The following is a 21,506-nucleotide window of genomic DNA, read 5'->3' as shown; positions in this document are numbered from 1 at the left end:
GCCGTCAGATATTTTTTCGGTGTCGCCGATCTTGTCATGTGCAAGCGCGTCGGCCACGAACAGGTTCCAGCGGGCGGCCTCGTGGCTCCGAGGCCGCAATCTCGCGCTACCCCGCGACGGCCGTCGGCAGGAATTTGGCGTCTTGCTCGACAGGCTCGCTCAATTCGTTCTCCCATTTGGCAACGACGGCGGTTGCGACGCCGTTTCCGATGACATTGGTCATCGTCCGCCCCATGTCCAGAAAGGCGTCGATTCCGATCAGCAGGACAAGGCCGCCCGCCGGCAGGCCAAAGGTGGGCAGGGTGGCGGCGGCAACCACAAGCGATGCGCGCGGCACGCCGGCGATGCCCTTGCTGGTGATCATCAGAAGCAGCAGCATCGCGATCTGGGTCGTGATCGGCATCTCGATGTTGAAGGCTTGCGCGACGAACAGCGCGGCGAAGGTCTGGTACATCATCGAACCGTCGAGGTTGAACGAATAGCCGAGCGGCAGGACGAAGCCGGTGATTCGCTCCGAAACGCCGAACTTCATCAACTGCTCGATCATCTTCGGGAAGGCTGCCTCGCTGCTTGACGTCGAGAAGGCGATCATCATCGGTTGCCGGAGCAGGCGAAGCAGGTTCCGGATCGAGCCGCCGAGCACGACGCTGCCCGCGCCGATGATGATCGCCCAGAGCACCGCCAGTCCGAAGTAAAAGGCGCTGACGAACTTTCCATAGGTGACGAGGACCCCAAGCCCCTGCGTGGTGATGACCGCGGCCATCGCTGCGAACACGCCGACCGGCGCAAAGCGCATGACATAGTCGGTGAACTTCAGCATGACAGGGACGATCTGATCGATGGACCGCGCGATGTCGGGGGCCAGCGTGCCCTTCACGGCACTCAGTGCAAAGCCGAAGAACATCGCGAAGACGAGGATTTGCAGCACTTCGTTTCCGGCCATCGCCTGCACGACGCTGATGGGGAAGACATGCGCGGCGAAGTCCTTGACGTTCAGGCTGCTGGTCTGGACATTGGCCGTGGCGTTGGTGTCGGGGAGCGCGAGACCAAGGCCGTGCCCGGGCTGCAGCAGGTTCGCGAGCACGAGCCCGACCGACAGCGACGCCACCGACGCGGTGATGAACCAGGCCAGCGATTTGACGGCGACGCGCCCCACGGCACCGCCGCTTGCGCCGAGGCTGGAGATTCCCGAGACGATGGTCGCGAACACCAGCGGCGCGATGATCATCTTGATCATCCGCAGGAAGATATCGGACACAATGGCGAAATAGCCGGCGATCGCCTTGGCTTGTTCCGGGCTCGCGAGAACGTTGCACGCGTAACCCACGGCGATACCGAGCAACAGGCTCACCATGATGTATGTGGTCAGCTTGTTCGGGGTCTGGGTTCTGCTGCCTGCCTGCATGACGTGATCCTTCGCCACCGGAGAGTTGCAACGTCCGAGCTGTGGCGCGCCTTCCGGCGTCTCGGAGCGCTGCTGAACAATACGGAGAGCCGGTCCGGCTATCCGAGCTTTGACAGGACGGCGGTGCGGGCCCGGGTTGATGGCGCGTTGCGGGCGCGGATCGCCTCGATCAGACGGTCGATGTCTTCAATGGTGTTGAACATGCCTAGCGAGACGCGGATGCCGTCGCGCTCCGGCGAGATGCGGATGCCGTTCTGCGTGAAGTAGTCCAGCCAGTCGGCAGCAGGCAAGGCGATGACGTAGATGTGCGGCGCGCGATGCTGGCGCTCTCGCGGCCCGACCAGGCCGATATCAAGCCGATCGAGGCGGTCGATCAGGTAATCGCCGAGGTCGAAGCAGTGTTGCTGGATTTTCTCAATCCCGATCTGATTGATGAAGTCGATCGCCGCGCCGAGCGCCTGGATTGCCGGAAGGTTGAAATTGCCGAGCTCGAAGCGGCCCGCGGTCGCGGGCAGGGCCACGTTGTCCGGTCTGGCGATGAAGTCGAGCGGCGGTTCTGCAAGACTTGCCGCCGCGAGGTAGGCCGGCTCCAGCTCGGTCCGCGTCGCATCCCAGTACAGAAGACCGAGCCCCTGTGGCACGAGCAGGCCCTTATGCGTGCCGGAACCGATGAACGTGGCCTTGATGGCCCTGGCGTCGATCGGTACCACGCCGATGCCCTGCATCGCGTCCACGACAAAGTAGAGCGAATGCTGCGCGCAGAGTTCGCCGACGCTCGCCACGTCGAAACGGTGGCCGGCATGGAAGGTGACGTGAGACATGGAGATTGCCCGCGTCCGTTCGTCGATATGCGGCCGGAAGCTTTCCGCATCCACCACGTCAGTCATGGGGATGAAGACGATCTCGACGCCCTTCTTCCGCAGATTGAGGAAGGCATAGGCGTTATTGGGATGATCGCCGTGGATCATCAGAACCTTGTCGCCGGCGCGAAGCGGCAGCGCGTTCGCGGCGATGTTCATGCTCTCGGAGGTGTTCTTGGTGAACGCGATTTCGTGCGGCTCGACCCCGAGGAAATCAGCGACTTTCGCACGGGTCTCTTCGAGGCGGTTCAGCCAGATCTGCTTCGGGCCGGCGTTTTCGAAGCTTTCCCATAAGAAGCGTTCGTAGGCTTCCTTCACTGGACGGGAGAGAGGCGTTTGAAAGCCGCTGTCGAGGTACACCACGTGCTCCGTGGCCGGGAAGGCCTTGCGAACGGCTGCAACGTCGTAGTGCTGGCGCATGATCACTCCGGTGGCTCAGGCGTGGGCTTTGGGCACGGCAAAACGTTCCGCCGGATCGGCCGGCGGCGTCGATCAGTTCTGGTGTCGGCATGCGGACTTGAGCGAGCTGCCTCAATCATGGTCAGCTCAATCATCTGCCCCGAGAATACACAGGATTTGCGCGAGATCGAGATTAAATCCGGAAAACGAGAGTATTCATTCCGAAAATTGAGAATCTTCCAATTCGTCTTCATGTTCCTGTAGAATGGTTTCGGACAACAGCGCCGCCGCCTCCTGCAATGGAGCGATGAAGGCGTCGAGGCCTGCGAAACCGACACGCGCCGCAGGCACAGATACGCCGAGGCATGCGATCAGATCGCCGGCCGGCGAGACGATCGGCACCGCGCAACCCACGACACCCCGGACGAATTCCTCGTTGGTCTTCGCCCAGCCTCTGCGCCGTGTCTCCTCGAGCAACGCCAGCAATTCGTCGGGGTCGGCGATCGTGGTCGGCGTGTACCGGACGAGGGGGAGTGACCTGACCAGCCGCTCGCGGACCTTCGCGGGCAGCCGGCTCATGTAGATCTTGCCCGTCGACGTGCAATGCAGCGGTGCCGCTTCGCCTGGATTGAACTGCAACGCCTGCTGTTGCTTGGAACGAACGCTGTCGACGTAGACCACGACGTTGTCGCGGACGACGCCGATCTCGCACTGCTCGCCGATGCGGTCCGCCACTGCACTCAGGACAGCATGCCGGCGCACGGAGCGAAACGCTGCCCCAATCGTCTTGGCGGCGAGCGTCACCAACTTGCTTCCGACCACATAGCGCTTGGTGCCGAGCGCCTTCTGGATCAGGCCTCGGGCTTCGAGATTGCCGATCAGCCGATGCGCAGTCGGAAGTGGAAGGGAAAGCGCGGCGGCGATCTCGGCGGCCGACAGAGCCTTCTTCTGTTCTGCAACAAAGGTCAGGATCGCGATGGCCCGATCCAGCGGCCCGTCATTGGAGCTGTCAGGTTCGTTGGCCACGATCCATTCCTCTGTGTCGATGTCGCCCGTCAGCTTTACAGCAAAGCAAACGGAAAGGCTCCTTTCGGATCGCGATGCAAGCCTCGATATGAGGATCGCTGTGGGTTATCGCCTGAACTGTACGAGAAACATCCGCAACGAATCGTGCGGGCTCTCGACGTCCGCAATCAGCCAGCCGTCGGGACCGTTGACGACGATGAAGGTGAGCGTGACGGCGCGGCCCTCATTGTCGAACGTGACCGTCACATCCGTCTTGTCGAACTGCCGGCGCGGAATTGCGATCGAGATCGGGCCGAGCCGCCAGGTCGGGCTCTGCACCAGGAAATCGTACGGTGCGTCGTGCAGGGCGGTCCAGGCGCCGCGCAGGCTGGAATCGAAGAATTGCCGGGCCGTTTCGTCGTCGCGCGGCAGGCCATTCGAAAATGCCGGGCTGCCTCTTCCATAGTAGGCGTAGACGTTGCGGATCAGCGATTCCGGCGAACGGAACCCGGCGTCGGCGCGGGCGGCCCCGAAGGCGGCCGCAACCAGCAGAAAACCCGCAAGGATCTGGGCGCGTTCCATCAGCTTTATTTGCCGTTGCCGCTGACGTATCTTGCAGGGAAATCCTCCCAAACGAAAGCCGGCCGGCGCGATGCGCGAACTCTTCGACGACGTTCCAGAACAATCCCCGCTCGATCCGCAGGAGGCGGTGCGGCGCCACATCCGCACGCCGCAGCGCAAGCGGTTCTACGCCAGCGCCGGCGTGGCCGAGGCCGATGGTGGATTTTCGGTTACGCTCGACGGCAAGCAGATCCGCTCGCCCTCCGGCAAGCCGGTCGTGGTGCCGACCCGCGCCATCGCAGATGCGGTCGCGGCGGAATGGAATGCGCAGGGCGAGACCATCGATCCCATGACCATGCCGCTGACGCGCCTCGCCAACAGCGTGATCGAGGGGGGGTGATCGATCGCGTCGACGAGGTGGCCGACGATGCGGCCAAATTCCTCGGCAGCGACCTGCTGTGTTATCGCGCCGGTCATCCCGAGACGCTGGTGGCGCGCGAGGCCCGGCATTGGGACCCGATCCTGTTCTGGGCCGCCGATGCGCTCGGCGCCCATTTCGTGATGGCCGAAGGGGTCATGCATGTCGGCCAGCCCGAGCCCGCGATCAAGGCGGCGCGCGCGGCGTTCCCGACCGACCCCTGGTCGGTCGCGGCGCTCCATGTGGTGACGACGCTGACCGGCTCGGCGCTGCTGGCGCTGGCGTTGGCGCATGGCGTCCGCGACGAGGACCAGGTCTGGGCCGCCGCCCATGTCGACGAGGACTGGAACATCGAGAAATGGGGCGTCGACGAGGAGGTCGCCGCGCGCCGCGCCGCCCGCCAGGTCGATTTCAAGGCCGCCGCCGGCGTCCTGAGGGAGTTCAGGTCGGCTGCCGGTTAACGAGGGGTTTACGGCGCCGGGCTAGCCTGCGGTTTGACCCTGCCGCCTGGCCGAGACCTCCGACATGGCTATCGCCGTCAATCCCGTGCTGCCGGTGCTCGCTTCGAAAGAGGCGGACAGCGTTGCGCCCGACCTCACGCTGGAGGCCGGCAGCGTCGTCAATGCGCAGGTGCTGAAGGTGTTGTCCGCCGACCTGGTGCGGATCGCGATCGCGAGCCTGTCGATCGACGTCCAGACCGAGGTGCCGCTGCAACAGGGCCAGAACCTGCAGCTTGCGGTATCGCAGACCAGCGACGGCATCCGCCTGCAACTGGTCGGGCCGGGGGCTGACACGGGCGATGCCGTGCAATTGTCGCCGGCAGCGGCCAACGTCACCGCTGCTCCGCAACCCGTCGCCACGGCGCCGAAGGCCGTGTTGACGCCGCTCGAGCGCATCACCATCACCGCGACGGCGCAGCATGCGGCCGCCGTCCAGGGCAGCCAGGCGCCGCTGTTTGCCAACCTTGCGGCGGTCGCTGCGGCCAATCTGCCGCCGAAGCTGCAGGCTGCGATCGCGCAGGTGCTGGCGCAGCAGACCGGCCTCAACGAGAATTTGAGCGGCGATGCCGTCAAGGCGGGATTCCAGAAATCCGGCGTGCTGCTGGAGGCGACGCTCGCCGCGGCCGTAGCACCCGCGAGCGGCGGCGCGCCCGATCTGAAGGCCGCGCTGATCGTGTTGCGCCAGGCGCTGACCTCGCTCGGCGCCGGCGATGCCACAAGGCCTGCGTCCACGCCGCTGCAGCAGCCGTCGCTCGCCAGTGCCGGCACGGCGCCGAGCATCGTGCCGCCGTCGATGCCCGAGCTCGAGGTTCAGGAGATCCTGCTGCCGCAGGCGCGCGTGCCGGTTGCCGAGGATCTCACCCGCGGCGCCACCCGCCTTGCCGGCGCGCTCGCGGACGCGCTCGATGCCGGCCCGTCTGCGGGCGGCGCGCTCAATCTCATTCAGGAAGCGCTGCACGAACTCGGCAACCCGGCGCGGCAGGGCGCCGCGCCACGGGAGATGCTGCCCGGCGATGTGCCCGCACGCGGCAGCACGCCGCCACCGCCGTTTCACGGTGCGCTGCCGTCGGCGCAGGCCGTTGCGGAGCCGTCGATTGCATCCGGCGCGCCGCTTTCGACCGCTGCGCACCGCCTGCTGGAAAACACCGACGCGGCATTGGCGCGGCAGACGCTGCTGCAGATCGCCTCGCTGCCGGACCGTGGCGACGGCACGCGTCCGCAGTTCGACACGATGGCGCCGCGCTGGAATTTCGAGATCCCGTTCCTGACCCAGCAGGGCACGGCGATGGCGCAGTTCGAGATTTCCCGCGACGGCGGCGGCAATGAGGTCGAAGCCGCCAAGCGGGTGTGGCGGGCGCGCTTCACGCTCGACGTCGAGCCGGCCGGGCCCGTGCACGCGCTGGTCTCGCTGAACGGCGAGCGCACCTCGGTGCGGATGTGGGCCGAGCGTCCCTCGACCGCCGCGCAGCTGCGCGCCGGCGCTTTCGAGCTGAGCCAGGCGCTGACCAGGGCAGAGCTTACGCCCGGCGACATCGATATCCGCGACGGCAGCCCGCCGCAGCCCGCGCCCGCACGCGCCGGCCATTTCCTGGATCGCGCATCATGAGCGAGACGCAGAACCAGCTCGCGGTCGCACTGCACTACGACCACGCCGGCGCGCCGCGCGTGGTCGCGAAAGGCAAGGGCGCGATCGGCGCCAAGATCATCGAGGTCGCCAAGGCCAACGACATCCCGATCGAGGAGAACGAGGTCTTGGCCGGCGCGCTCTCCAATGTCGAGCTCGGCGACGAGATCCCGGCCGAGCTCTACAAGGCCGTCGCCGAGGTGCTGGTGTTCGTGCTGCGGCTGTCGGGCAGGGCGCGCTAAGCATAGCGTTTTCAAGCGAAGTGGGCACAGGTTCGCGTGAAGAAAGTGCTTCAAGCAAGCGAGACTCATTGCCATCCTTTCACCACGATGGCATCAGCATCGTCGTCAACCCGAACCAGATCAGGTCCTCTTGTGATCCATCGCCGCCATGCGCTCGGCCTGCTTGCCGCCGCAGCCATTTTGCCGTCGCGCAGCTTCGCCAACGTCTCCTATCAGCGCAGCGAATTTCGCGAGGATCTGCAAAAGCGGTTCTTCGATCTCGGCACCGAGGGCACCTTCGTCGGCTACAAGGTCGACGACTATCTGATCATCGCGAGCGACAAGGTTCGTTCAGGCGAGGGCAAATTGCCGGCCTCGACCTTCAAGATCCCGAACGCGCTGATCGCGCTCGAGACCGGCGTGGTGCAGGACCCGGACAAAGACGTCTTCAAGTGGGACGGCACAACGCGCAGCATCGAGGCCTGGAACAGGGACCACACGCTGCGCTCGGCGCTCGCGGTGTCGGCCTTCCCGGTGTTTCAGGAGATCGCCCGCCGGATCGGCGCGGAGCGGATGCAGAAGTATCTCGACGTCATCGACTATGGCAACCGCGACATCGGCGGCGGCATCGACCAGTTCTGGGTGACGGGAAACTTGCGGATCGATCCGGTGCAGCAGATCGACTTCCTTGACCGGCTGCGCCGCGGCGTGCTGCCGGTCGGCAAGCGCAGCCAGCAGCTGGTGTGCGACATTCTTCCCATGACGAAAGTCGGCGATGCCGTCATTCGCGCCAAGACCGGCCTCACCGACAAGGAGCACGGCTCGCTCGGCTGGCTGGTCGGCTGGGCCGAGAAGGGCAGCGACATCACCGTGTTCGCGATGAACATGGACTGCAAGACCCAGGCGCAGATCGACGCGCGGATGAGCGTCACACAGCAATGCCTCACCGATATCGTCGCGCTGTGACGACCTGATCTGCGTGCGCCGCGACTGGTGAGTGCCACGCGGCTCGACTAGCATCCTCCGATAAATCAAAGCGGAGGAAATCATGCAATCAGCATCCGTCTGGCTGTCGTCGCTCACGCTGGCTGCGGCCGGCGGCTGGCTCGCGGCCACAATGTTTTCGGCGCCGGCCACCAGCAAGGAGCCGCGTTTTCCGCAGCTCACGATGGATCAGCTCAACGACCAGCAGCGGCCGCTCGGCGAGGCCATCATGAAGGTGTCGAGCGTCGGCATCGGCGGGCCCTACAATCCTATCATCCGCAGCCCGGTGCTCGGTCAGCGGCTCTATGACCTGTTTTATTATCTGCGCTGGCAGACCTCGGTGCCGACCAGGCTGAACGAGTTCGCGATCCTGATCATCGGGCGGCAGTGGCGCTCGCAGGTCGAGTGGTTCGCGCATGCGCCGCTCGCGGCCAAGGCCGGCTTGTCGGCCGATGTCATCGCCGAGCTGAAGGCCGGCAACCGGCCGTCGAAAATGGCCGACGACGAGGCCGTGGTGTACGATTTCGTCACCGAGCTGACCACGACCAGGAAGGTCTCCGACGAGACCTATGCGCGGGCCAAGGCAATCTTCAACGATCAGCAGATCGTCGATCTCACCGCGCTCGCCGGCAACTACGTGATGGTCGCAATGCTGCTGGCAATGGCGGAGGAGACGGTGCCGCCAGGCAAGGAAGAGCCGTTCAAGGTGGGTGAGAAGTAGGGCGGGCCGCCGCAGCCGCTTCACCTCGCCGCGCGTGCGGGGAGAGGTCGGAACGCATCGCTAGATGCGTTCCGGGTGAGGGGGAGTCTCCGCAGGCACAGCTATCACCGTCCGGGCGGAAGCAGCCCCTCACCCCAACCCTCTCTCCGTAAGAACGGGGAGAGGGAGTAGAGCGACGCCGCTATTGGCGCCCGATCGCCCGCTGCAACGCCGGCATCAGTTTCGGGTCGCGGCATTGCGCGACGTTGAAGCGCATGAAGCCGGTGGCCGATTGCGTGGTGCTGAACACGTTGCCCGGCGCCAGCACGATGTTGTCGGCGAGCGCCGCGCGCGCCACGTCGGCGGAATCGCAGCCGTCGGGCAGGCGGCACCAGAGCTGGAAGCCGCCGCGCGGCATCAGCCACGGCTCGATGCCGATGCGCTGCAGCTTGTCGCCGACGTCGCGGCGGGCGCGCGCCAGCCGCCGGCGCAGCTCCTCGACATGCTTGCGGTAGAAGCCGGTCGCCAGCACGCTCGCGATGATTTCGGTCGCGACCGCGCAGGGGCCGCCGAACCCGGTCGCGACCTGCAGATCGACCAGCTGCTCGATCCAGTCGGCGCGCGCTGCGATGAAGCCGCAGCGGAGCGACGCCGACAGCGTCTTGGAGAAGCTGCCGATCCGGATCACGCGGTTCAGCCCGTCGAGCGCCGCGAGCCGTGCCGACGGCTCCGGCTCGAAATCGGCGAAGATGTCGTCCTCGACGATCGTCAGGTCATATGCCGCCGCGGCATTCAGCACGCGGTGCGCCGTCTGCGGCGACATCGTCGCGCCGGTCGGATTGTGCAATCCGGAGACCGTGATGTAGAGCCGCGGCCGCTCGGCTTCGAGCACCGCCTCGAAACTTGCGACGTCGGGGCCCGATGGCGTGTAGGGCACGCTGACCAGGTTGACCTGATGGGCGCGCAGCAGCGCCCGAAAATTGAAATAGCAGGGATCGTCGACCAGCACCGTGTCGCCGGGCCGCAGCAGGAAGCGGCAGATCAGGTCGATCGCCTGGGTGCCGGACATCGTGAGCAGCACCTGCTCGGGCGACACTTCGAGACCTTCGTCGGCGAACCGCGCCATCAGCATGCGGCGCAGCGCCAGCGAGCCGCGCGTCGCACCGTAATCGGCGAGCACGGCGTCCTCGGCCCGCGCCAGGCCACGGAACGCGCGCCGCAGCGCCTCGGTCGGCATCCAGTCGGCGGGCAGCCAGCCGCAGCCCGGCTTCAGCGCGCCGCTCGCGGCGTCGAGCGATTGCCGCGACACCCAGAACGGATCGACGGCGCGGTCGTGCAGCGGCTGGTCCTTTGTGAGCGCCAGCGGCGGCAGCGCCGCGGACGAGACATAGAAGCCCGAGCCCGGCCGCGCCCGGATCAGGCCCTCGGCGGCGAGCCGGTCATAGGCCTCGACCACGGTCGAGGGCGAGACGCCCATGGTCGCGGCAAAGCTGCGGATCGAGGGCAGGCGGTCGTGGGCGGCGAGCGCGCGGCTCGCGATCCTGGCGCGGATCGCGTTCATCACGCCGGTGGTCCGGGTCGCCTTTGGCGCATGAGATGGTTGCTGCAAGTGTATGCCTACCTTTACCCATACAGTTTGGCGATATTGTACTGATCCGTAGCTGCCTTGGCCAGCCCGTCGCCTCTATCTTCGCCCGCGAAAGGCGAGGTGTGCGATGAGCGATTCCAAGACATGGGCGGGCGAGGGGCGGGGCGGCGCGTCGCTGGAGGGCTGGGGCAGCGGCTTGCTCGGCGTGATCATCTTCAGCGGCTCGCTGCCGGCCACCCGCGTCGCGGTCGCCGGGTTCTCGCCGCTGTTTTTGACGTCGGCACGCGCGGCCATCGCGGCGCTGCTCGGCGCGGCCCTGCTGGCGGTGCTGCGGCAGCCCTGGCCGCAGCGCAGGGACCTGGTGTCGCTGACCATCGTAGCCCTCGGCGTCGTGATCGGCTTTCCGCTGCTGACCGCGCTGGCGCTCCAGCACATTACCTCGGCGCATTCGATCGTGTTCATCGGGCTGCTGCCGCTGTCGACCGCCGTGTTCGGCGTGCTGCGCGGCGGCGAGCGGCCGAAGCCGCTGTTCTGGCTGTTCTCCTGCATCGGCAGCGCGACGGTCGGCGCCTTCGCTCTGTCGGGCGACGGATCGGCGTCGCTGACCGGCGATTTGCTGATGGTCGCCGCCATCATCGTCTGTGGCCTCGGCTATGCGGAGGGTGCGGCGCTGTCGCGCCGGCTCGGCGGCTGGCAGGTGATCTCCTGGGCGCTGGTGCTCTCGGCGCCGGTGGTGCTCGTGATGACGATCGTGACGCTGCCGCCGAGCTGGCAGGGGATCGGCGCGCCGGCCTGGCTCGGGCTCGCCTACGTCTCTATTTTCAGCATGCTGGTCGGCTTCGTGTTCTGGTATCGCGGCCTTGCGCTCGGCGGCATCGCCAGCGTCGGCCAGTTGCAGTTGTTGCAGCCGTTCTTCGGCCTCGCGCTGGCCGGGCTGCTGCTGCATGAGCCGGTCGCCTGGTCGATGATCGCGGCGACCATGCTTGTCGTCGTCTGCGTGGTGTTCGCGCGCCGCTTCGCCTAACCACGTCGGCCCTCTCCGATAGAAGTGAAGACAGCATGCCCGGCGCAAGGCCGGGCATGACGCGTTTGAAAAAGCGGAGGGCGCTAAGCCGGCTCCTGCGCTTTCCCGATTCGCCCGAGATGGGTGTAGCCGAATCCTCTTGGGTATTTCAGCCCGTAGCCGAGCGCGCGGTCGATCCCGATATGGGCAAGCCAGATCATCGCGATCGAGAGCACCAGCGGTCCTTCGCCGGCAAAACCCAGCGTCATCAGCGCCACCGGCGCCAGATAGGTGTGGGCGGCGTTGTAGGCGATCGCGCCGGCCCGCGGGCTGATCAGGTAGGCGGCAAAGCTGATATCCGGCACCAGGAACAGCAGGACGTAGATCAGCCACGAGCCCTCCCACTTGTAGTAGAGCACGGTCATCCCGACGAACAGCACCAGCCCCTCCAGCCGGAGCAGGGTGCGCACCCCGCCGGTGGCGGCGCCGGTCTCGGCCGTGGTCGTATCAGTCATCGCTGTCTCCCCAGATGTCGGAAAATCCTACCGTTTTTGCGCCCGAACCCGGTCACAAGCGCCTTTCCGGTTCCGAAATGGCCGTGCTAAAGCCATTCCGAACGAAGCGGGCCCCGGCCCGCGCCGGGACGCGGACTGTAGCTAACACGGGCGGAAACAAATGAAAGACATCCTCGACACCCTCGAAGAGCGGCGCGCCGGCGCCAAGCTGGGCGGCGGCGAAAAGCGCATCGAGGCGCAGCACGCCCGCGGCAAGCTGACCGCCCGCGAGCGGATCGAGCTGCTGCTGGACAAGGGCTCGTTCGAGGAATTCGACATGTTCGTCGAGCACCGCTCGATCGAGTTCGGCATGGAGAAGAACAAGATCCCCGGCGACGGCGTCGTCACTGGCTGGGGCACGGTCAACGGCCGCAAGACTTTTGTCTTTGCCAAGGACTTTACCGTTTTCGGCGGCTCGCTGTCGGAAACCCATGCCCTGAAGATCACAAAACTTCAGGACATGGCGATGAAGGCGAGGGCGCCGATCATCGGCCTCTATGACGCCGGCGGCGCGCGCATCCAGGAGGGCGTCGCTGCGCTCGCGGGTTATTCCTACGTGTTCCGGCGCAATGTGCAGGCCTCGGGCGTGATCCCGCAGATCTCCGTCATCATGGGCCCCTGCGCCGGCGGCGACGTCTATTCGCCCGCGATGACAGATTTCATCTTCATGGTGAAGAACACCAGCTACATGTTCGTCACCGGCCCCGATGTGGTGAAGACCGTCACCAACGAGGTGGTGACGGCGGAGGAACTCGGCGGCGCCTCGGTGCACGCGACGCGCTCCTCGATCGCCGACGGCGCGTTCGAGAACGACGTCGATGCGCTGTTGCAGATGCGCCGCCTGATCGACTTCTTGCCGTCGAACAACACCGACGGTGTGCCGGAATGGCCGAGCTTCGACGACATCGGCCGGGTCGACATGTCGCTGGACACGCTGATCCCCGACAATCCGAACAAGCCCTACGACATGAAGGAATTGATCCTCAAGGTCGTCGACGAGGGCGACTTCTTCGAGATCTCGGAGACCTTTGCGAAAAACATCGTCACCGGCTTCGGCCGCATCGCCGGCCGCACCGTCGGCTTCGTCGCCAACCAGCCGATGGTGCTGGCGGGCGTGCTCGACAGCGACGCGTCACGCAAGGCCGCACGCTTCGTGCGGTTCTGCGATGCCTTCAACATCCCGATCGTCACCTTCGTCGACGTGCCGGGCTTCCTGCCCGGCACCGCGCAGGAATATGGCGGCCTGATCAAGCACGGCGCAAAACTGCTGTTCGCCTATTCGCAGTGCACGGTGCCGCTCGTCACCATCATCACCCGCAAGGCCTATGGCGGCGCCTTCGACGTGATGGCCTCGAAGGAAATCGGCGCCGACATGAACTACGCCTGGCCGACCGCCCAGATCGCGGTGATGGGCGCCAAGGGCGCGGTGGAGATCATCTTCCGCAGTGACATCGGCGACCCCGACAAGATCGCTGCCCGAACCAAGGAATACGAAGACCGTTTCCTGTCGCCCTTCATCGCCGCCGAGCGCGGCTACATCGACGACGTTATCATGCCGCATTCGACCCGGCGCCGGATCGCCCGGGCATTGGCGATGCTCAGGGATAAGAAGGTCGAGATCCCTGCGAAGAAGCACGACAATCTGCCGTTGTGATGGGAGCATAGTAAGCGAAGCGTAGGGTGGGTTAGCGAAGCGTAACCCACCGACTTCGCTCCGCATGACCCGCGGCGGGTTACGGCTTCGCCTAACCCGCCCTACGAACTGAAAGCTGACTTCAGTCCATTTATGCGGAAACCGGCGGCCAGTCCGTGACGGCAGGCAGCACGAACTGGTTGAGGATGGCGTTCGAGATGTAATGCCTCTGCTCGAACGCATTCACGACGAGCACGAGATCGAGCGCGGGCACGATGAAAAGGCGCTGGCCGCCGGCGCCGAAGCCGGCAATCCAGCTCAGGTCGTGACCGTTCAGCAGGGAACGGCCAAGCCACCACTGATAGCCATAATAGAGCGCGGCGTGCCCTTCGGCGTTGACATGCGGCCTGGTCGACTTTGATATCCATGAGGCGGGCAGGATGTGCTTGCCGTTCCAGCGCCCGCCGTCAGCCACGAGCTGGCCAAGCTTGGCAAGGTCACGCGGCCGCAGCCGCAATCCGGCAAAGGCCGCGGGCTGGGCGCTGCCGGTGAAGCTCAGCCACTCGACGTCGGTGATGCCGAGTGGTTCGAACAGCTTCTCCCTGGCATAGATATCGATCCTTTGGCCGACGCCTTTGGCAAGGGCCGCAGCGAGCAGGGTGGTGGCGCCGCCGCTATAGTTGAACAAGACGCCGGGCTGCAACGCCATCCGCTGCTCCAGCACGTAGCGGCAGGGATCCTGCGCCTCGAGCAAGAGCCGCTCGTTGTTCGCCTGGCCTTTCCAGCCTCGCTTTTCATCCCATCGTTGACCGTGTGTCATGGTGAGCAGGTGCCGGAACGTGATGCGCGCGTTCTTGGTGGTGCGCAGCTCGGCATATTCGGGAAAGGTATCGATAACCGATGAATCGAGCGGCGGAAATTTTTGCTCGCCCAAGGCGAGACCGACCAGAAGCGACGTTACGCTCTTGGTGATGGAGCGGATGTCATGCTTCGTTTCGGGCGAGAATTGAACCGGCGCCGACCAGTCCATCCACCGGCGTTCCCGACCGGAGAAATAGCGCTCGAACACAAGCTTGCCGTGGCGGACGATGACAACGGCGTGAACGTTGCGCTTGGGCCATTGCTTGAGAAACGTGTCGAGCCCGGAGAGGCTCTTGGCATCGAGGCCGACCTCGGCGGGAGCCGCCACGGCCCATCCATCGTCAAGCGTTGAACAGGCTAACATTGATTTGAGTCCGAATTGGATGACCAAGAGCTAGCGCGCGTGTGAAGGGTAGCGATTCCTTGCGAAAATGCACGCGGCGGGTTACGGCTTCGCCTAACCCGCCCTACAGGTTCGAACCTGATGACCGACGACGAGCCGACCGACGCGATTTCCGAGATCGAGGCGCAGATCGAGGAGCTTGCCGAGAGCGCCGAACGGTCTCGGCGGATCATTCTCGGCTCGAAGGTGGCAATCGCCGGCGGGTTCGTCTTGTTGCTCGCTGCGCTGCTCGGCCTGTTCAGTTCCGGTGAGACCGCGGCACTCGGATCGATTGCGCTGGTGCTCGGCGGCATCGTGTCGCTCGGATCGAATGTCAGCACGCTGCGGCAGACCGAGGCTGCGATCAGTACGGCCGAGGCGCGCCGCGCGCGGCTGATCGGCAACATCGATCTTCGACTGGTTCATGATGCGCCGCTGAAGCTGATGTGATGGGTGCCGCCTGTCGGCGATCGTAGCCCGGGTGAGCCGAGATGACGCGCGGCGCGCGCTCGGTCACAAGCCCTCTGAGCCCTAGAGCGGACCATCTAAAGCCGGTGTTCGGCTCCCAAGTCGCCCGTCATGCGGTCTGGACCCACGAGCAAATTGTTGCAGTTGTGCAACTGCGGGCTGAATAACCAGCTTCCTGCTCATCGAACATCTTTACGCAACGTGCGTGGTTTGATCAATTCAACCTGGGGTGGGTTTTGACCAATGAATTTTCATCGTGGTTCGCTGATTTTGTCAGCATGCGTATTCGCGTCGGCTTGCGCGTATCCGACCATCAATCGGGAGCGCGTTGTCGAAGTTAAGCACTTCGTAGAGATAGTCGAATGCGAATTGCGAGCGGTTCGCCGTTTCCTTCCGGCGGAGGCGAACCCGAAAATACCGGACACGTGGGACATTGGCTCGACGCTCGATTTGACGTTAGTCAGTCGGGTCGATGCTGACGGCAAGGTTTCCTGGGCTATTCCAGTCGACTATTCGCTGACACCGAGCGTCGGCGGGCATGCTCAGGATACGATCACGGCACACCTTGCGTTCTCGACGGATCTTGCCGCGGTCCTGTCGACGCCACCACCTGCCTGGTGCCAGCCCAAGGATATCGATCCATCGGGTACCGGGATTGGTTTGGCTGCTTGGATTGAAACGGTCTTTACGGCCATTCCCAAAGACAGCAACGGCGGTCTTACCTACACAAAGATTCTAGAACTGCAGGCGAATGCAGGAGCACGATTTGGCTGGATATTCGCTCCAATCAATTTGGACGTTGGCGCCTCCGTCCAAGGCACCAAGACCAACCAACTGGTGGTAGGACTGTCTCCTCATGTTGGTCCCCAGAAGGTTATTATCGTTGGTGACACCACCCGCAAGGTCGGGGCCGCATCCCGATTAAGCTCATCAGCAACGCGCACGTTCAGCAATCCCAACTTGAACACTCTGCTGCAGCGCCAAGCACCGGTCAGATTACTTCCGGGTCAGACACTACGATAGGAATCTGTGCGCGGTGGCGCCCGAGACTTGATCTGCGCGGTCAAGCGTAGCTTGGATGAGCCAGCGGGCCGCGCGAACGTACGCCCCGCATGTCGCTTCGCTCATGCGGGCTACATGCTAGGCTGCACCGCATGATCGAAACGCCACGCCTTCGACTCCACAGATGGGACGATCGCCATCGCGACACATTCGCGGCGATGCATGCCGATCCCGACGTCATGGTCGACTATGGCGGACCGGTCGGGCGGGCGGAGAGTAACCGGAAGTTCGAGCGATACGTTGCAGCGCAGCGTGACCACGGCATATCGCGATGGGCCGTTGAGGATGTCGACGGCGCATTGCTGGGTTATGCCGGTGTGATGCCGCGGCTGTCGGGAGATCATCCGCTCGGCGGGCATTTCGAAATCGGCTGGCGCTTCACGCGCAAGGCCTGGGGCCACGGCTACGCGACCGAGAGCGCCAGCGCGGCGCTGCGGCACGCAATCGATGACGCCGGGCTGCACGAGATCGTGTCATATACCAGCCTGGACAACGTGCGCTCGCAGGCTGTGATGGCGAGGCTCAATCTGCGGCGCGATCCCGCGCGTGACTTCACGACACTGACATTGCGCGGCGAGCCGTGGCGCGGACTGGTCTGGGTCGTGCCATCGGGATGGCCGCGTGGCTGATTTGCCCTGTCACAAGGCTCGGACGATTCATGTCGCGAGAACGCGGATTTATGACTTACAGATCTCGCCACATATTCAGTGTCGTCCCGGCGAAGGTCGGGACCCATAACCACAAATGCCGCTTACCGCGCGACTCCGGAACGACGAGTCCCCACACAACTCGTGCTGCGGCGTATGAGTCCCGGCCTTCGCCGGGACGACAGCGGGAGGAGCGCACCCTTACTTCGCCGCGAGCGGCACGTAATCGTACTCACCGACGCCTTGCAGGATCAGGAACGTCAGCGACGTCGTGCCGGCGTTGGTGACGAGGTGAGGGCGGGTGGGCCTCACGGCATAGACCTCGCCGGGCTTCAGGTTCACTTCCTCCTTCGGCTCCTGCAGGAACAGCCGCATCTGGCCTTCCAGCACATAGAACGTGTCGGAGATGTTGCTGTGGGTGTGCCACGGCACCTTCTGGGTCGGCGAAAGCTGCAACTCCATGATGCGGAAGCCGGGGCGGGCGGCGTGCTGAGCGCGGCGCTCGACTTCGTAGAGGTGGCTGGCATCCTTGATCGGTTGTCCTGACTTCATGGTCGCCTCCCGGAGATGCTCTTGTGATGCGCGATGCTAGTTCGGTTCGGCCGCGCGTGGAACGGTCGGAATCGGCATGACGGGTAGAACGTGAAGCGGCAGCGTCGTGATGATTGTGTGACGTCACGCAGTTGCGAACGCAGCCGTACGGCGTCGAACTCCGTGAAACGTGAATGCGCGGTTCAGCCGGTGTTCAGGTCGCGGCGAAAAAACTGGCTGACGCAGTTGGTCCAGCTCAGCAACAAAGGGAACTCTGATGGAACGCCGGGATTTTCTGAAGATCGCCTTCGGTGTCGCCGCCGGTGTGGCGACTTTTGCGATAGCCGCCCAGGCGGCGCCGCTCGCGCCGCTTCCGCTCAATCGGGACGCCCGTGCGCCGGCCGGCAATGATGCGCATCCGGCCGTCACCACCGGCGACGAGGTCGGTCGCCTGAAGCCCGAGCAGGTGCACTGGCATCACGGCCACCGCGGCTGGCATCATCGGCGCTGGCACCACCGGCATTGGGGCTGGCGCCACCGCCATTGGCGCAGGCATCACTGGCGTCATCATCACTGGCGCCGCTGGTGATATCGGCGCCGCCTCAAAAAAGAAAAACCCCGCGCGAGGCGGGGTTTTATTTATGCAGGTGCGCCGCGATCAGATCGGGCGGCAACGGCCGTAGCGCCAGGCGAAACCGTACGGGCAAGCGCGAACGCGCGGCGCCACCACGACCGCGCCGGGTGCGACGACGACGGGGCGCTCAACAAGGACCGGGCCGGGAGCGACGACGACGGGGCCGCGGTTTCTGACGCAGCCGCCATAGGGACCGCGATGCCAGCCGGGGCCGCAACCGCCGGCCGCGTCAGCGGCGCTGATGCCGGCGAATGCGGTCGTCACCAAAACTGCTGCTGCAAAAAGATACTTCATGTCTTCTCCTTTTAATTGGGCCGCACTGCGGCACCGCAACAAACTTTAGATTACCGATTCGCCCGGCCGGATCATTGCAGAAGCCGTGCCCGATGTCGCCGACCTTAGGGTTGCGGGCTGAATGCGACATGAATGCTGCAGCTCACAGCTGCGTCAGTGCGTCGCAAGCGAATGAGCCCAGCATCAATTTGAAACATTTCGCAATCGCGAGCAGAACGGAGCGTGCAGCGGCGTGCGCGAAGACATATCGGAGCGTTCGCGAACGACCGCGACTTGAATGCGCGATGCTATTCGCCCGCGCCGAACAGCGCAGCGAACCGCTTCTCGCCGTTTCGCGAAAAATTGACCACGCGGCTGCCCGGTGCGGTATCGCGCGCGGCCCATTTCAATTCGGTGAAGCGGTCCATCATCGCGGCGCCGAGCGTGCCGGCGAGATGGTGGCGCCGCTCACTCCAGTCGAGGCAGGCCTTGCACACCGGGCGGCGCGGATGCGTCAGCGCATCGGCGTCGATCTGCAGCTCCTCGGCCATGAAGCGTTTGCCTTCGCCGGTGAGCTCGATCGCCTGCTTGCTCTGGCGCACCAGCTTCTGCCGCCGCATGCTGTCGAGCATCTGCACGCCGAGATCGCCGGCGAGATGGTCGTAGCAGATGCGGGCGCGGCGCAGCGCCGGATCCTTCGGGCCGGTGCGCACGCGCATATGGCCGGCGCGGGCGGCGATGCCCTGCAGGCCCTCGAGCACATCGGCGACGTCGGGGTCGGAGAGCCGGTAGTAGCGGTGGCGGCCTTGCTTCTCGGGCTCGATCAGCCCGCCGGCCTCGAGCTTGGCGAGATGCGAACTCGCCGTTTGTGGCGTGATGCCGGCCTCCTGCGCCAACTCGCTCGCGGTCAGCGCGCGGCCGGTCATCAGTGCGGTCAGCATGTTGCAACGTGCGGGATCGCCGACCAGGGCGGCGATCCGGGAGATGTCGGGTCCTGCTTTCATAGTTCGATGATAGCCGAAGCATCGAGGTCGGGCAAGGCGGTAGTGTCCATCGTGCCCGTCGCCCGCAATGACGAAACACCAGGAGGCCCAAATGACCGTCACCGTCTTCATCCGCTACCAGCTCGATCCGTTCAAGCGCGCGATGTTCGAGGAGTATTCGCGGAACTGGCTCTCGATCATCCCGCGCTGCGGCGGCGATCTGCTCGGCTACTGGATGCCGCACGAGGGCACCAACAACATCGCCTTCGCGCTGATCTCGTTCGAGAGCCTTGCCGCATACGAGGCCTATCGCGCACGGCTGCGCCAGGACGGCGAGGGTGTGGCGAACTTCAACTTCGCGGAACAAAACCGCTTCATCCTTGCCGAGGAGCGGACATTTCTGCGCAAGGTCGAGCTATAGTCGTTCCACAACAACAATGCGCGGAGGCGCCCATGATTGCCGTGATCTTCGAAGTCTGGCCGAAGGCTGAGCACCGGGATCTCTATTTCGACCTTGCCGCCGAGTTGAAGCCGATCCTGCAGGAGATCGACGGCTTCATCTCGGTCGAGCGGTACGAGAGCCTCACCGAGAAGGGCAAATTCGTGTCGCTGTCATTCTTCCGCGACGAGGCCGCGGTACAAGCCTGGCGCAACACGATCGAGCACCGCCGCACGCAGGCCAAGGGCCGCGCGCGGATCTTCGAGAATTACCGGCTGCGGGTCGCGAGCGTGATGCGCGACTACGGCTTGAATGAACGCGATCAGGCACCGAAGGACAGCCGTGCGGTGCACGAAGCGAAGCTCTAGCGCTCGCATATGCGCGTGCCTATCTCTGCGCGGCCAATGAATCTAGGGAGCGACCAATGCCACTGCCAACTGCTGACAAACGAGCCGCCTTCAAGAAGCTGCACGAGAGCGGGTGCTTCATCATTCCGAACCCGTTCGACGTCGGCAGCGCCCGCGCCTTGCAACATCTCAGCTTCAAGGCACTGGCCTCGACCAGTGCGGGCTTTGCCTGGACCATCGCCAAAGCCGACAACCGCGTCACCGTCGACGATGTCTGCGATCACCTGACTGCGATCTGCGCGGCGGTCGATATTCCCGTCAACGCCGATTTCGAGGGCGGCTTCGCGGTCGAGCCCGACAAGGTCGCGATCAATGTCGCGCGCGGCGTCAAGACCGGCGTTGCCGGGCTCTCGATCGAGGACTCGACCGGCGATGCCGCCAACCCGCTGTTCGAGCACAAGCTCGCGGTCGAGCGCATCAGGGCGGCGCGCAAGGCCATCGATGCCGACAACAGCGGCGTGCTGCTCACCGGCCGCTGCGAGGCGTTCCTGTGGGGCAAGAAGGACCTCAATCTGGTGATCGAACGGTTGCAGGCCTATTCGGAAGCCGGGGCGGATGTGCTGTATTCGCCGGGCATCTCGACCAGGGAAGAAATCTCTGCGGTCGTGAAGGCGGTGGCGCCGAAGCCGGTCAATCTCCTGATCGGCGGCGCGTCCGAGCTGACGCTGCAAGCGGTCGGCGACCTCGGCGTGCGCCGGATCAGCGTCGGCGGCGCACTGGCGCGGATGGCCTGGACCGGCGTCATGAAGGCGGCCAAGGAGATGGCCGAGAAGGGCACCTTCACCGAATTCGCCAACGGCTATCCCGGTGGCGAGCTCAACAAGATGTTCAAGTAGACTTCGCGCGAAAAAAAGCGGCGGGCCGTTGGGGCCCGCCGCTCGCGCCTGGTCAGTGTCATCACGCGTTACTTGGCATTCTCGGCCGGCGGAGCCGCCGGCTTGTTCATGTCCGACTTGTTCATGTCAGACGGCGGGCTCGCCGGGTTGGCCGGCGCCGCGCCTGTGGTCACGCCGGGCTGGCTGTTCGGCTTCGGCGTCACGTCGCGCATGCCCGGGGGCGGCGCGGCCGGGTTGACCGGCTGGGTCTGCGCGGTCTGTGTCGACGGCGTCGTGCCGGCCTCGTGCACCGACGTATTGTTCAACCCGTAGAACAGTGCGCCGAGCACCACGGCCACCGCAACTGCGAACATCGCGACTTTGGTGCTGCTCGCCGGTCCCTCCTGGAGTTCCGGATCCGGCTGCAGCTCGTTGTCCAGGCTGTTGAAGCGCGCCTGACGGCGGATTTCGTCATCGGTCAGGTTGGCGCGATACGGATCGTCAGGGTTGTAAGTCATTTCAAGTTCCTCCGTTAGCCCCCCAAGGCTA

General features: G+C 64.8%; 24 protein-coding genes and 1 pseudogene. 14 read left to right on the top strand and 11 right to left on the bottom strand.

The genetic code is table 11. From position 1 onward, the window contains the following. Positions 1-106 precede the first annotated feature (106 nt). The 4 genes from ACVIGA_RS03480 to ACVIGA_RS03465 form a co-directional block, all read right to left on the bottom strand. On the bottom strand, positions 107-1,405 hold the full coding sequence (locus tag ACVIGA_RS03480; RefSeq protein ID WP_456665307.1) for a dicarboxylate/amino acid:cation symporter: 1,299 nt from the start codon (positions 1,403-1,405) through the stop codon (positions 107-109). A gap of 98 nt (positions 1,406-1,503) precedes the next feature. Beyond that, complete coding sequence (locus ACVIGA_RS03475; RefSeq protein WP_456665306.1) at positions 1,504-2,685, bottom strand: aminotransferase class V-fold PLP-dependent enzyme; 1,182 nt, start codon at positions 2,683-2,685, stop codon at positions 1,504-1,506. Between the two features lie 195 nt (positions 2,686-2,880). Next, positions 2,881-3,690, bottom strand: a complete 810-nt coding sequence (locus ACVIGA_RS03470) for an IclR family transcriptional regulator (protein WP_456665305.1) — start codon at positions 3,688-3,690, stop codon at positions 2,881-2,883. Positions 3,691-3,795: 105 nt separating this feature from the next. Then, positions 3,796-4,251 carry a hypothetical protein gene (locus ACVIGA_RS03465; protein ID WP_456665304.1) on the bottom strand — a complete coding sequence of 152 codons (456 nt, stop codon included), beginning with the start codon at positions 4,249-4,251 and terminating at the stop codon, positions 3,796-3,798. A gap of 70 nt (positions 4,252-4,321) precedes the next feature. Between ACVIGA_RS03465 and ACVIGA_RS03460 the strand changes: the two are divergent. The 5 genes and pseudogenes from ACVIGA_RS03460 (at position 4,322) to ACVIGA_RS03440 (ending at position 8,698) form a co-directional block, all read left to right on the top strand. Then, positions 4,322-5,109: pseudogene (locus ACVIGA_RS03460) on the top strand (ATP12 family chaperone protein). A 64-nt stretch (positions 5,110-5,173) separates the two neighbouring features. Beyond that, positions 5,174-6,754, top strand: a complete 1,581-nt coding sequence (gene fliK, locus ACVIGA_RS03455; RefSeq protein WP_456665303.1) for a flagellar hook-length control protein FliK — start codon at positions 5,174-5,176, stop codon at positions 6,752-6,754. Further along, positions 6,751-7,014 (top strand): EscU/YscU/HrcU family type III secretion system export apparatus switch protein, encoded by a 264-nt coding sequence (locus ACVIGA_RS03450; protein ID WP_095735078.1) that lies wholly within the window; start codon positions 6,751-6,753, stop codon positions 7,012-7,014. The genes fliK and ACVIGA_RS03450 overlap by 4 nt, the downstream gene beginning before the upstream one ends. A 132-nt stretch (positions 7,015-7,146) precedes the next feature. Beyond that, positions 7,147-7,959, top strand: a complete 813-nt coding sequence (gene blaOXA, locus ACVIGA_RS03445; protein WP_456665302.1) for a class D beta-lactamase — start codon at positions 7,147-7,149, stop codon at positions 7,957-7,959. An 82-nt stretch (positions 7,960-8,041) separates the two neighbouring features. Further along, entirely contained in the window at positions 8,042-8,698 is a 657-nt protein-coding gene (locus ACVIGA_RS03440; protein ID WP_456665301.1) for a carboxymuconolactone decarboxylase family protein, read from the top strand. Positions 8,699-8,879: 181 nt separating this feature from the next. On the opposite strand, the gene ACVIGA_RS03435 is transcribed toward ACVIGA_RS03440, so the two are convergent. Beyond that, positions 8,880-10,238 (bottom strand): aminotransferase-like domain-containing protein, encoded by a 1,359-nt coding sequence (locus ACVIGA_RS03435; protein ID WP_456670728.1) that lies wholly within the window; start codon positions 10,236-10,238, stop codon positions 8,880-8,882. Between the two features lie 154 nt (positions 10,239-10,392). On the opposite strand from ACVIGA_RS03435, the gene ACVIGA_RS03430 reads away from it, so the two are divergent. After that, positions 10,393-11,289 carry a DMT family transporter gene (locus ACVIGA_RS03430; protein WP_456665300.1) on the top strand — a complete coding sequence of 299 codons (897 nt, stop codon included), beginning with the start codon at positions 10,393-10,395 and terminating at the stop codon, positions 11,287-11,289. Between the two features lie 83 nt (positions 11,290-11,372). On the opposite strand, the gene ACVIGA_RS03425 is transcribed toward ACVIGA_RS03430, so the two are convergent. Then, a complete protein-coding gene (locus ACVIGA_RS03425; RefSeq protein WP_456665299.1) occupies positions 11,373-11,783 on the bottom strand; it encodes a DUF4260 domain-containing protein in 411 nt (136 codons plus the stop codon). 160 nt (positions 11,784-11,943) lie between these two features. Here ACVIGA_RS03425 and ACVIGA_RS03420 point away from each other — a divergent pair, with 160 nt between their 5' ends. Beyond that, positions 11,944-13,476, top strand: coding sequence for an acyl-CoA carboxylase subunit beta (locus ACVIGA_RS03420; RefSeq protein WP_092114956.1), 1,533 nt, complete (start codon positions 11,944-11,946; stop codon positions 13,474-13,476). A 130-nt stretch (positions 13,477-13,606) separates the two neighbouring features. Here ACVIGA_RS03420 and ACVIGA_RS03415 read toward each other — a convergent pair whose 3' ends face one another. After that, positions 13,607-14,644, bottom strand: a complete 1,038-nt coding sequence (locus tag ACVIGA_RS03415) for a serine hydrolase domain-containing protein (RefSeq protein WP_456665298.1) — start codon at positions 14,642-14,644, stop codon at positions 13,607-13,609. Positions 14,645-14,800: 156 nt separating this feature from the next. Here ACVIGA_RS03415 and ACVIGA_RS03410 point away from each other — a divergent pair, with 156 nt between their 5' ends. From ACVIGA_RS03410 to ACVIGA_RS03400, 3 genes are all read left to right on the top strand, one after another. Next, on the top strand, positions 14,801-15,148 hold the full coding sequence (locus ACVIGA_RS03410) for a hypothetical protein (protein WP_456665297.1): 348 nt from the start codon (positions 14,801-14,803) through the stop codon (positions 15,146-15,148). A 261-nt stretch (positions 15,149-15,409) separates the two neighbouring features. Continuing rightward, positions 15,410-16,189: a hypothetical protein gene (locus tag ACVIGA_RS03405; protein WP_456665296.1), complete on the top strand. Its 780-nt coding sequence runs from the start codon at positions 15,410-15,412 to the stop codon at positions 16,187-16,189. 131 nt (positions 16,190-16,320) lie between these two features. Beyond that, positions 16,321-16,857 carry a GNAT family N-acetyltransferase gene (locus tag ACVIGA_RS03400; RefSeq protein ID WP_456665295.1) on the top strand — a complete coding sequence of 179 codons (537 nt, stop codon included), beginning with the start codon at positions 16,321-16,323 and terminating at the stop codon, positions 16,855-16,857. Between the two features lie 219 nt (positions 16,858-17,076). Here the strand turns inward: ACVIGA_RS03400 and ACVIGA_RS03395 are convergent, their stop codons facing one another. Beyond that, positions 17,077-17,427 (bottom strand): cupin domain-containing protein, encoded by a 351-nt coding sequence (locus tag ACVIGA_RS03395; RefSeq protein ID WP_456665294.1) that lies wholly within the window; start codon positions 17,425-17,427, stop codon positions 17,077-17,079. Positions 17,428-17,683: 256 nt separating this feature from the next. Here ACVIGA_RS03395 and ACVIGA_RS03390 point away from each other — a divergent pair, with 256 nt between their 5' ends. Continuing rightward, positions 17,684-17,995: a twin-arginine translocation signal domain-containing protein gene (locus ACVIGA_RS03390; protein WP_456665293.1), complete on the top strand. Its 312-nt coding sequence runs from the start codon at positions 17,684-17,686 to the stop codon at positions 17,993-17,995. Between the two features lie 69 nt (positions 17,996-18,064). On the opposite strand, the gene ACVIGA_RS03385 is transcribed toward ACVIGA_RS03390, so the two are convergent. Then, on the bottom strand, positions 18,065-18,334 hold the full coding sequence (locus ACVIGA_RS03385; RefSeq protein ID WP_456665292.1) for a GCG_CRPN prefix-to-repeats domain-containing protein: 270 nt from the start codon (positions 18,332-18,334) through the stop codon (positions 18,065-18,067). A gap of 287 nt (positions 18,335-18,621) precedes the next feature. After that, positions 18,622-19,317 carry an ArsR/SmtB family transcription factor gene (locus tag ACVIGA_RS03380; protein WP_375775211.1) on the bottom strand — a complete coding sequence of 232 codons (696 nt, stop codon included), beginning with the start codon at positions 19,315-19,317 and terminating at the stop codon, positions 18,622-18,624. Between the two features lie 91 nt (positions 19,318-19,408). Between ACVIGA_RS03380 and ACVIGA_RS03375 the strand changes: the two genes are divergently transcribed. The 3 genes from ACVIGA_RS03375 to ACVIGA_RS03365 are packed head-to-tail and all read left to right on the top strand — an operon-like array spanning position 19,409 to position 20,978. Then, positions 19,409-19,717: an NIPSNAP family protein gene (locus ACVIGA_RS03375; RefSeq protein WP_223967386.1), complete on the top strand. Its 309-nt coding sequence runs from the start codon at positions 19,409-19,411 to the stop codon at positions 19,715-19,717. A gap of 32 nt (positions 19,718-19,749) precedes the next feature. Next, positions 19,750-20,103, top strand: coding sequence for an antibiotic biosynthesis monooxygenase family protein (locus ACVIGA_RS03370; RefSeq protein WP_456665291.1), 354 nt, complete (start codon positions 19,750-19,752; stop codon positions 20,101-20,103). A 56-nt stretch (positions 20,104-20,159) separates the two neighbouring features. After that, positions 20,160-20,978, top strand: a complete 819-nt coding sequence (locus tag ACVIGA_RS03365; RefSeq protein WP_456665290.1) for an isocitrate lyase/PEP mutase family protein — start codon at positions 20,160-20,162, stop codon at positions 20,976-20,978. 68 nt (positions 20,979-21,046) lie between these two features. Here ACVIGA_RS03365 and ACVIGA_RS03360 read toward each other — a convergent pair whose 3' ends face one another. Continuing rightward, entirely contained in the window at positions 21,047-21,475 is a 429-nt protein-coding gene (locus ACVIGA_RS03360) for a hypothetical protein (protein WP_223967389.1), read from the bottom strand. Between the last annotated feature and the right edge of the window lie 31 nt (positions 21,476-21,506).

This window comes from Bradyrhizobium sp. USDA 3240 (genome assembly GCF_054063295.1).
This window is presented reverse-complemented; position numbering and strand designations above follow the sequence as displayed.